9 protein-coding genes and 1 tRNA gene are annotated in these 10,228 nt (G+C 65.9%); 6 read left to right on the top strand and 4 right to left on the bottom strand.

Features of this window, described 5'->3' with window-relative positions; all coding sequences use genetic code 11:
* Positions 1–180: 180 nt before the first annotated feature.
* The 3 genes from IP65_RS18615 to IP65_RS18605 form a co-directional block, all read right to left on the bottom strand.
* A complete protein-coding gene (locus IP65_RS18615) occupies positions 181–1,242 on the bottom strand; it encodes a glycosyltransferase family A protein (protein ID WP_054132618.1) in 1,062 nt (353 codons plus the stop codon).
* On the bottom strand, positions 1,239–3,782 hold the full coding sequence (locus tag IP65_RS18610) for an aminotransferase class I/II-fold pyridoxal phosphate-dependent enzyme (RefSeq protein WP_054132617.1): 2,544 nt from the start codon (positions 3,780–3,782) through the stop codon (positions 1,239–1,241). Before IP65_RS18610 ends, IP65_RS18615 begins: the two co-directional genes overlap by 4 nt.
* A gap of 151 nt (positions 3,783–3,933) precedes the next feature.
* On the bottom strand, positions 3,934–4,257 hold the full coding sequence (locus tag IP65_RS18605) for a hypothetical protein (RefSeq protein ID WP_054132616.1): 324 nt from the start codon (positions 4,255–4,257) through the stop codon (positions 3,934–3,936).
* Between the two features lie 14 nt (positions 4,258–4,271).
* Between IP65_RS18605 and IP65_RS18600 the strand changes: the two genes are divergently transcribed.
* From IP65_RS18600 to IP65_RS18575, 6 genes are all read left to right on the top strand, one after another.
* Positions 4,272–5,198 carry a LysR family transcriptional regulator gene (locus IP65_RS18600; protein WP_054132615.1) on the top strand — a complete coding sequence of 309 codons (927 nt, stop codon included), beginning with the start codon at positions 4,272–4,274 and terminating at the stop codon, positions 5,196–5,198.
* 181 nt (positions 5,199–5,379) lie between these two features.
* Complete coding sequence (modA, locus tag IP65_RS18595) at positions 5,380–6,246, top strand: molybdate ABC transporter substrate-binding protein (protein WP_082350253.1); 867 nt, start codon at positions 5,380–5,382, stop codon at positions 6,244–6,246.
* On the top strand, positions 6,243–7,562 hold the full coding sequence (locus IP65_RS18590) for an MFS transporter (protein WP_082350252.1): 1,320 nt from the start codon (positions 6,243–6,245) through the stop codon (positions 7,560–7,562). Before modA ends, IP65_RS18590 begins: the two co-directional genes overlap by 4 nt.
* A 78-nt stretch (positions 7,563–7,640) precedes the next feature.
* Positions 7,641–9,092, top strand: coding sequence for a DHA2 family efflux MFS transporter permease subunit (locus tag IP65_RS18585; protein ID WP_156306736.1), 1,452 nt, complete (start codon positions 7,641–7,643; stop codon positions 9,090–9,092).
* 117 nt (positions 9,093–9,209) lie between these two features.
* Positions 9,210–9,530, top strand: a complete 321-nt coding sequence (locus tag IP65_RS18580) for a hypothetical protein (RefSeq protein ID WP_028657923.1) — start codon at positions 9,210–9,212, stop codon at positions 9,528–9,530.
* 65 nt (positions 9,531–9,595) lie between these two features.
* Positions 9,596–9,907 carry a hypothetical protein gene (locus tag IP65_RS18575; RefSeq protein WP_369801314.1) on the top strand — a complete coding sequence of 104 codons (312 nt, stop codon included), beginning with the start codon at positions 9,596–9,598 and terminating at the stop codon, positions 9,905–9,907.
* A 135-nt stretch (positions 9,908–10,042) separates the two neighbouring features.
* On the opposite strand, the gene IP65_RS18570 is transcribed toward IP65_RS18575, so the two are convergent.
* A tRNA-Cys gene (locus IP65_RS18570) sits at positions 10,043–10,116 on the bottom strand.
* Positions 10,117–10,228 lie beyond the last annotated feature (112 nt).

Raw genomic sequence — 10,228 nt, 5'->3', positions numbered from 1 at the left:
CCGCGTCGGTGAAGCGGCATATATGGACGGGCAGCGCAGGCGTCAACGAGCATTTTTCCACATTCCATCCACAGCCACCAAAAACCCAGTATTTCCAGGACTTATTGGCATTACATTTTTGTGATCAGCGCCTTTTCGGCGGTGTTCGCGCGACTCACTGCAGCGGTTTGCGCGACAGAATCAGGCCCTTTTGAGTCGCGATGCCAGCGCGCGGCCCGTGCCGATCAGCAGCGACGTGGCCGAACGCATGCGCGAAGGTGGGTGTTGCGCCAACCCCGCCGGGCACAGCGCCACCACGTCTGCCCGCGACAGCGTGCCCGAACGCACGCAGGCATCGCCCAGCCGCCACCACAGACGGGCGTATTCTGCCAGAATCAAAGCCAGATCGGCCGCATCGGGCCGCCGCGTCGCCATGAAATGCCCATGAACCACCGCGACCAGCCGGCCCACCTCGGCCAGGGTATCGCGACGGGGCACCGGCACGCCGCCGGTGAAATGGTGCAGGACCAGATGCGCCGCCCGTGGCGCATCGGCGCCGAACAAGTCTGTATAAGGCTGGGCCAGAACGGCCGCCGCGCTCTGTTCCATCCGCGCGGTATAGCGCTGCGAGGCACCACCGGGATGGATGCGATAGGTCGCCAACGGCTTGTCGATTCGGGCGAGCGCCCCGAACCGGGCGAGCCGGTGATAGAGATCGAAGTCTTCGGCATAGAGCCGATCGACCTGCTCAAACACGTCAAGCCGGCGGGCGGCTTCGGCCCGGAACATCACCGACGACCAGACCAGCGGATTGCCCAGTTGTAACCGCCAATCGATCAACGCCGGCGAGGTATGAAATGGTGCACGCGGCCCCGAGATCGCGCCAGACTTGAGGATATCGACCGCGGAGGCCACGAGCACGACATGCGGGTTGGCCTCGAGAAACGCGTGCTGCACGGCAAACCGGGCCGGATGACACAAGTCGTCTTGATCCAGCCCGACGATGAACCGGCCACGCGCCGCCGCAAACGCCAGGTTGCGCGCCACTACCGGGCCGCCATTGCGCGGGGCCGCAATCACCCGCACGCGCGGATCCTCCACCTCGCGCAGGCGGGCCAGAGTATCATCGGTGGAACAATCGTCGACCACCACCAGTTCGAAATCGGGCAGGGTCTGGGCCAGGACACTGGCAATCGTGTCCCCGATCAGGGCGCCACCGTTATAGGCGGCCATCACCACGCTGATCAGGGGTGTATCTGTCATGCCACGGCCTGGCGGGGTGCGGCGCTGGTGGCCGGCAGGACCGCATCGACGATCATCTGCCCCACATCATTCTGCCACAGCCACAGCCCATTGGCGTTGCCACGAAAACTCGGCTCTCCGCCCAAAGGACCCCATGGCACGAAGCCGGCGGCAAGGCCGATGCCGAAGGCGCCGGGCACGATCTGCCCGGCGGCATCGCGCAGGCGGCAGTGACGATCGACCATCGGGCCAGGCTGCGGGCCATCGCAGGCGAGCATGATCGGCGCGCCTGCCGCATCGAACAAGGGCAAGGCGCGCGGCCGATAGCCGGTTGCCCCGATCACCACGTCGGCTGCGTCAAGCGCCGCGCGCGCCGCGGCCGGATCGTGCTGGTCCAGTTGCAACAGCGTCAGGCGCGGTTCCGGCGCGCGTCCGCCCACGGCCAGCATGCGCAGCACAAGTTCGCGCGCTTCCAGCCGGAACCCGGCGAGGCGATAGACGAAGCCGCTGACCGGGCAGATGTCCGCCTCGGTAAAATCGGTGAAGCCTTCGGCCAATGCCGCTTCGCGCGAGGGGTAGAACGGCCGCAACGGGCGACGATGCAAAAGAGTGATGCCCCCGGCGCCGAGCGACAGCGCAGGATCGGCCTTGAGCAGCAGGACCGCCGCCGCCAGCGCGCTGGTCGATCCACCAACGATGGCAATGCGCGGGGCGCTGTGCGGATTGCTCCGCGCCGCAAGCCGCTGGCGCAGCGCATCCATTCCTCCCAGCCGCAGGAAGGCGTCCGACAGCACGAGGCGCTTCCCGGCAATGTCGCCCAGCGTGCCCCCGGCCAGTGGCGCCGCATGCACGGCCTGCGGGCATTGATAGCCGCCGGTGGCCAGCACGATATGGCGCGAGAGCAGGTCACGCGTCTGCCCCGCGCCATCCCGCACCGTCGTGCGCCAGCGGCCGTCGCTTTCGCGCTGGGCACGCAGCGCGGCATGCCCGGTCAGCACGCTGGCGCCATGGGCGAGAGCCACATCGCACAACCGGTCTCCCGTCACTGCGAGCAGGTCTCCCGCCTCGACCAGCGGTGCGCCCAAGGCGCCGATGTGCCCGGCCATGGTCATGCCCGCCGGATGATCGATCAGCGCGGCAAGCTCGGGATGGGCATTGTCCTTGACCGCGCTGAGAAAGGTTTCGGCCGTGCTGTCGGAGCGGATGGCATACTGGCCCAGTTCGCCCCGCCCCAATGCCGGCCCCTGCTCCACCACGGCCAATCCTTCGGCCAGGGCGCCGAGGCGGTTCTGCTTGCTGGCGGCGGTCAGCATCGCTGTGCCGGCCGGGCCGCCACCGATCAGCACGGTTTCGAACGTCGCGCATGGCGGCATCGTCTGCTTATCCCCCTTTGGCCGCCCGTCAGCGCCCGGCGTGACCGCCGCGATGGCGGCCACGAGCTGTTCGATCACCGTATCGACATCGGCAAGGCTCATCCCATCGGTGATCGGCAGGGAAAGCACGCGCGCGGCAAGGTCATCGCTCACCGGCACAGGTTCGATCAGGGCATGGTCGCGAAACCACGGCTGCATGCCCAGGTGCGGGCTGAAATAGTGGCCGGCGCCCACGCCACGCTGGGCCAAGGCGGCAATCAGGGCTGGACGGTGTACCGCCAGGTGCGCCGGCAACAGCAATGACCAGAACTGGAACGCCTGCCGCCCCGCCGCCATCGGCGCCTGGGCGGCAAAGCCCGGCCCCAGCCGATCCAGGGCCGCGTGATAGGCATCGGCGAGCGCGGCACGATGGCTGCAGACGGCATCGAGTTCCGCCAGCTTGGCCATGGCGAGAACCCCGCCCACTTCCGACAGCTTGGCATTAAGGCCGGGCAGTTCCGCCGCGCGGGCAGCCCCGAAACCGAAGTTGCTCATCCGCCGCAACGCCGCGATCAGATCAGCATTGCCGCTGTGGATCAGCCCGCCTTCTCCCGTGGCAAAGGTCTTGGTGGCATGCATCGAATAGACCACGGCAAATAGCGCGCCCGCGCCGAAATTTTGGCCCCCGGCATCGCAACTGCCGAGCGAGGCAGCCGCATCGATGACCACGGCCACGCCATGGCGCCGGGCCAGCCAGGCATAGCGATCAAGATCGAGGCTGCGCCCGAATGCCGCATAAGGCACGATCACCGCCACGCGGGCGCCATGGCGCGCGAGCAGGCGCTCTTCCGCCTGGGGATCAGAGGCCCAGGTCTGCGGATCGACATCGTGGATCAGCGGCGTCAGGCCGGCCCATTCCACCGCCTGGGCCGTGGCGGCAAAGGTAAAGGCCGGCACCAGTGCCAGAGCGCCAGGACGAAGACGCGGCCCGGCAGCATGCCGAAGGGCCAGGATCAGGCCCAGCGTGGCATTGCCGACGGCCAGGCAATCCCCCTTCCCGCCAAACAGCTGTGCCACCGCCGCTGCTTCGAACGCCCGCACCGCTGGCCCGCCGTTGCTGAAAATGCCACGCTGCTCGATCGCCGCAAGCTCGTCGGCCAAGGCGCTGAAACGCGGGGGATTGGGGGCAATAAGTGGAATCGAGGGCATCGCAGGGCATCCCTGGCAGCAGGAAACACGCGCCTGTTTGCCTTGCCATCCCTAACATGCCGTTAGCAATGACTTTGATCGCCATGTCCAATGCCGAGACGGATTCATTGCGAAATACTAACGCGTCGCTGCGCCAACTTTGCCATGCGCGCTATTTTGGGGATTTGGTCGATGGCGAATGCAACCGCTGATCGGCTTCTACCAGTTGCGACAGCACCGCCTTGGCCATCAGATCGTTGCCGGGTGTCGCCCGATTGTCAGCGCCTGCGGTGATCACGGCCACCCGCAACCGATACTTGGCTTCACCCACCACCGCGAACAACTCCCGGTCGGCAACGATCTCGACCAGCGCACCCGGCCGGTCTGCATGGACGCCGGCATGATCGGCGACGGGCGCCGGTTCGAGCTGGGCAGCGCCGCGACGCATGCCTGGGAAGAGGCCGTGATTTGCCGGTGCAACAACCGGCACGCGCATGCTAAACGACCAGCGTGAGCCTGTTGAACTGCGAAATACTCGACCTGCGATCGCTGGTCGCTGTTGCCGAGTGCCGCAACTTCGTTCGCGCAGCGCACCAGCTCAATCTGTCGCAGCCCGCGCTCAGCCGCCGGGTGCAAAAGCTGGAAGCGCTGGTGGGAGAGGCGCTGTTCGAGCGCAGCACCCGTAGCGTTCGCCTGACCCCGGCCGGCCAGCAGATCATGCCACTGGTCCGCCGCCTGCTCGACGAAATCGACACCTCGCTCCTTGGCAAGATGGCGCTGGGCGAGCGGCAGGACGGGCGGATCGTGCTGGCCAGCATACCCAGCGCAACGGTTCGCTTTCTGCCAAGCTTGCTCGAGCAGTTCGGGCGGGATTATCGCAATGTGCGGGTAAGGGTGCTGGACCTTTCCGCGACGGAGTGCGCCGAGGCGGTTCGCACCGGCGCGGCCGAATTTGGCCTTGCGCTACCGGTCTCGAGCGACGCCGACCTGGTGTTCGAACCGCTTTACGACGATCACTATGGACTGGTCTGCCGCAAGGATGATCCGCTGGCAGCAATCGACAAGCCGCGCTGGGAAGACCTGGTGGGACTGCGGTTGGTGACGGTCCATACGGGAAGCGGAAACCGCACGACGTTGGACGCGGGCCTGGCACCGCTCAATCTCGATCTGCGGTGGTTCTACGAAGTTACCCGGCTCACCTCGGCCCTGGCGCTGGTCGATGCCGGGCTGGGCGCGTCCATCCTGCCACGGCTGGCGTGCGAAGGGCCAGAGGCGCGCGATCTCGTCTGGAAGCCGCTGCAGGGCGCGACAATCTTCCGCACCATCGGCGTTTTGCGTCGTCCTGCCGTCGCATTGTCTCCTGCCGCGCATCGGCTGCTCGGCCTGCTCTGCGACGCCTGGCGGGAGCGCGGTCGGAACGACACCATTCCCGATTGAAGGCAGCGTGGCGGCTGGGACCAGCCGAAAGCGCATGATTTATGCGCTTAACGCATAAAGAGTGCCGATCGTTGCATTTGATGAAGCGGCCATATTCTGACTTCCTGTTGCTGCCGTGAAGCTGCGGCCCCCTTGTCAACGGTGGCGGCTTTAGCGGGTCGAGCAAGCAGTGAGAGGATATATGAACGCGCCAACTATCGCCCATGCGCGTGCGCGCCAGACCCCGAACAAGCTGCGCCGCATGCTGGGAAGGTTGCTGCTGCCCATGGCGGCGCTGGCCGGATGCAGTGCCAACACGCCTGCCAGCACGCCCGCACCACACGGGCCGCACACGGAACTGCGGGTGTTGACCTCGGGCGGCTTCACCTCCGCCTTCGCGCGTCTGTCGCAGCAGTACGAGCGGGAAACCGGCGTCCACATCGTCATCGCACACGGCCCCTCGATGGGCGAGACCCCGCAAGCGATCCCACACCGCCTGGAACGCCACGAACCTGCTGACGTCGTCATCCTGGCCAGGTCTGCGCTCGACACGCTGACTGCCGACGGTTCCATCATGCCCGGTACGCAAACGGATCTCGTGCTGTCCAAGATCGCCGTCGCGGTAAAGGCTGGCGCGCCCGCCCCCGACATCAGTACCGCCGCAGCGGTCCGCTCGGCGCTGCTCGCCGCCAGGTCCCTGGCATGGTCCGACAGCGCTTCGGGGGTCTATATCCAGACGACGATGCTCGACAAGCTGGGCATCGCCGATCAGGTCCGCCGCAAGGGCCGGATGATCCCGGCAACGCCCGTCGGCCAGATTGTCGCCAGTGGCGAGGCAGAGCTGGGCTTCCAGCAACTGAGCGAGTTGAAGCCGGTCAAGGGTATCCGCATCGTCGGCCTGCTGCCTGCCGACCTGCAAAAGGTCACGGCCTTTTCCGCCGGTGTCGTCGCCTATTCGCCCCATCCTGCCGACGCGAAGGCGCTCATTGCCTACCTCGCCTCTCCCAAGGCCAGTGCCATCATCCGCGAGAGCGGACTCGAGCCTGCACCGCAGAAGGTTCAGCCATGACCCAAGCTTCCGCCGCAAATCCGCCGCCAGCGACACCGGCAGCGCCACGGGCCAGCACGCGTTCGGCCTTCACGTCGATCTTCATCGTTTCCAGCGGCAACTTCCTGGAAATGTTCGACTTCATGGTGTTCGGCTATTACGCCACCTATATCGCCAAGGCGTTCTTCCCGACCGGCAGCGCATTTGCCTCGCTCATGCTGACGCTGATGACGTTTGGCGCGGGCTTCCTCATGCGTCCCGTCGGCGCGCTGGTCCTGGGCGCCTACATCGACAATCACGGCCGCCGCAAAGGTCTCTTGCTGACACTGGGCCTCATGGCATCGGGCACGCTGGCCATCGCCATCACGCCCACCTATGCGCAGATCGGCCTGGCCGCACCGATCATCATCCTGGTCGGTCGCCTGGTGCAGGGCCTCTCGGCCGGTGTCGAGGTAGGCGGCGTATCGGTCTATCTCAACGAGATCGCACCACCGCACCGCCGGGGCTTCTTCTGCGCGTGGCAGTCGGCAAGCCAGCAAGCCGCCGTGGTCTTCGCGGCACTGATCGGCCTGCTCGTCTCAACCTCGCTCGATGCCGCAACGATGCAGGCGTGGGGCTGGCGTGTGCCGTTCGTCATCGGCTGCATCATGGTCCCGTTCCTGTTCGTCATCCGTCGTCACATGGAAGAGACCGAGGCGTTCCTCAACCGCAAGGAGCACCCACAGCTCAACCAGATCGTAGGCATCGTCGCTGCGAACTGGGGCCTGGTGCTCAAGGGCACGTTGATGGCGGTGATGACCACCGTGTTCTTCTACATGATCACGGCCTACACGCCGACCTTCGGCAGCAAGGAACTCGCGCTGTCCTCGGGTGAAAGCCTGTTCGTCACCGCGTGTGTCGGGCTTGCCAACTTCACGCTGCTGCCGGTCATGGGGGCGCTGTCCGACAAGGTCGGGCGCAAGCCGCTGCTGATCACGGCCACCGTGCTGGGCGGATTGCTGGCCTACCCGCTGATGAGCTGGCTGGTCGCAGCGCCCAGCTTTGGCAGACTGCTGGCAGTGGAACTGCTGCTGGCGGCCATCTATGCCACCTACAACGGCGCGTTCATCGTCTTCCTGACCGAGATCATTCCGGCGCACGTCCGCACCGTGGGCTTCAGCCTGGCCTACAGCCTGGCGACGGCGATCTTCGGTGGCTTTACCCCGGCTATCAGCACCGCGTTGATCGGCGCCACCGGTGACAAGGCAGTCCCGGGAGCATGGTGCGCCGCGGCCGCCCTGCTCTCGCTGCTCGCGCTTGTGATCGGCGGCAAGCACGCGGCCCGCGCCAAGGACTGACCCCTGCCCTTCTCTTCAACACAATGCGGGCCGTCGTCTGGAACATGACCCGCACGGTTCTCTCGTCAGGATAAGGGATTGAACGCAAACACGGATAGGGCGATCGAACGGTCCGCAGGGCTGTGGCAGCGCATCGCGGCGCGTCCTCGCACGTTCAGGAGCACGGCGCTGGTCGTCGCTTCGGCCATGTTCATGCAGCAACTGGACAGTACCGTGCTGACCGTGGCGCTGCCCACCATGGCCCGCGATCTGGGCGTGGCGGCGCCAACGCTGAGCCTTGCGCTGACCAGCTATCTGATCGCGCTGGCCCTGTTCATTCCGGCCAGCGGCACACTTGCCGATCGATTCGGATCGCGCATCGTGTTCTGCCTGTCCATTGCCATCTTCCTCGTTGGATCGGTGGCCTGCGCGCTGGCCTTCAACCTGCCATCGCTTGTCGCGGCACGGTTCCTGCAGGGCATCGGCGGGGCGATGATGGTGCCGGTCGGCAGGCTGGTGGTCTTGCGCAGCGTCGACAAGAGCGAGATCGTCCAGGCGCTGTCGTGGCTGGTCATGCCGGCCCTCGTTGGCCCGATTCTCGGGCCTCCGCTCGGCGGCATGATCGTAACCTGGTTCGATTGGCGCTGGATCTTCTACATCAATATCCCGATCGGCATTGCCGGTATCGTCTTTGCCATCATGCTGGTGCCCAACATCCACGGATTGCAGGCGCAGTTCGATTGGGCCGGCTTCTTCCTGTCCGGGGCGGCACTCGCTTGCATCCTGTTCGGGCTGGAGCTCGCCAGCCGCAGCGGCACGGGGACCGTGGCCCTCGCCCTGCTGCTTCTCGGCAGCCTGCTTGCCGCAGCCTACCTGCTCCATGCGCGCCACACCCAGAACCCGATCCTCGACCCTGCGCTGCTGCGCACCACCAACTTCCGTCTGTCGGTCATTGCAGGATCGCTGGCGCGCATCACCCAGGGCGCGCAGCCGTTCCTCCTGCCGCTGTTGTTCCAGCTTGGCTTCGGCTTTTCCGCGGCGCTGACCGGGGCGCTGACCGTCTCGGTCGCCATCGGCGGGCTGGCGATGAAGACGCTGGCCCCGCGCATCCTGCGGCGCTGGGGCTTTCGTCGCAGCCTGATCGTGTCCGGATTGGCGGGGACGGCGGGCTATGCGTTATGCGGCGCATTTCGACCGGAATGGCCCTTGCCGCTGATCGCCCTGATCCTGCTCGTCGCCGGATTCTTCACCTCGTTCCAGTTCACCGCCTACAACGCCATCGCCTATGCCGATATCGACGAAGCACGCATGAGTTCGGCGACCAGCTTCTATGCCACGTTCCAGCAATTGAGCATGTCCCTCGGCATCTGCCTCGCCGCAGCGACGCTGGAACTGGCCCCGCGGATGGCCGGCCGCGGGGTGCTGACGCTCGGTGATTTTTCCCTGGCCTTCCTCCTGGTGTCCTTCATCTCGGGCAGCGCCATCATCTGGAACCGCAGGTTTGCGGCAGAGGCAGGCAAGGCTCTCACCAAACCCGCTGCGGCTCCGTGACGCTTCCGGCGAGAAGTGCCCCGGCTCCCATGATCGGACGGCGCTCGTCGCTTTCCCATCGATCATGCGGTCGACATTGCCGTGGCTTGGCGACGGAATCCTGCTAACCGCATCGCCATGTCAAACATGCACAGGCTTGCCGGTACCGTCGAGGTTGACGGGCTTCGCTACGATTGGGAACTGCGACGCGAGCCGCAATGGAGCGAATTTGATGGCTGGCGGGGTATGGCCGTTGCCTTGCTCCAGCAAGATGCCCCGCGTGGCGCGATCCTCGAATTTCCCACTCCCAAGCGCCTGCTGAAAGGCTTGCCGCCCAGCCGGCTGCAAATCAGCGACGCCCTGGTGTCACGCGGCATTCGCGCCGCCCTGCTCGCCGGGTGGGAGCCGATGTCGCGCGGCAAGACCATGGTGTTCGTCGTCGATGCAGACGGGAACTAACAAGCGTGGAGAGCACGATGAGCGTTTCGGCAAAACCCTGGCAAAGCGACGTGGTCTGCACATGGTTGGAACGCCGCATCGACGCCGCACGACTGGATCAGATCGCGGCGGACCGGCGGGGATATGAAGGCCAGGACGATTATGACAAGGCAGCCGCCGAGGAATGGGTCTGCCGCGCCGTAAAGGCAGCCGCGCGCCAGGGCGACCAAGCCGCCTTCGCCGCCCGCCTCAAGCACTTGCTGGGGCAGGACGACTATCAGACCACGGGCATATATGACGACCGGCGCTTTGAAAGATATGTCCGCGCCAACCTCAGGAAACTGGCCAAGATGGCCAAGACCAACGTCGGGTTCGAGAACACCTTGCGCTATCAATAAGCAGCGCTGGCGCCGCAGCCGCATCACCCAGCCTCGCGCGCGCCCGACCACGCCCAATCGCGAGGTCTATCGCCGAGGTCGCCTGCGGCAGCTGAGACCGAAATCGGCACTGTATGGGATGAAACCCAGCTGCGATGGAGGCCCGAGCCGGAATCGAACCGGCGTAAACGGATTTGCAGTCCGGTGCGTCACCACTCCGCCATCGGGCCTCTCGTCGCGCGGCGCCGGGTGGGGCCGCGGGTGGGAGACGGGCGGTTAGCCGAGAGTGGCGCGCATCGCAACGGGATTCTTTGCACGACCGGGGATTATCCCCGGCCATGC

The sequence above is a fragment of the Novosphingobium sp. AAP1 genome (genome assembly GCF_001295765.1).
Taxonomy (GTDB): Bacteria; Pseudomonadota; Alphaproteobacteria; order Sphingomonadales; family Sphingomonadaceae; genus Novosphingobium; species Novosphingobium capsulatum.
The sequence above is the reverse complement of the archived record's forward strand: the minus strand, read 5'-3'. Positions and strand labels throughout refer to the sequence as shown.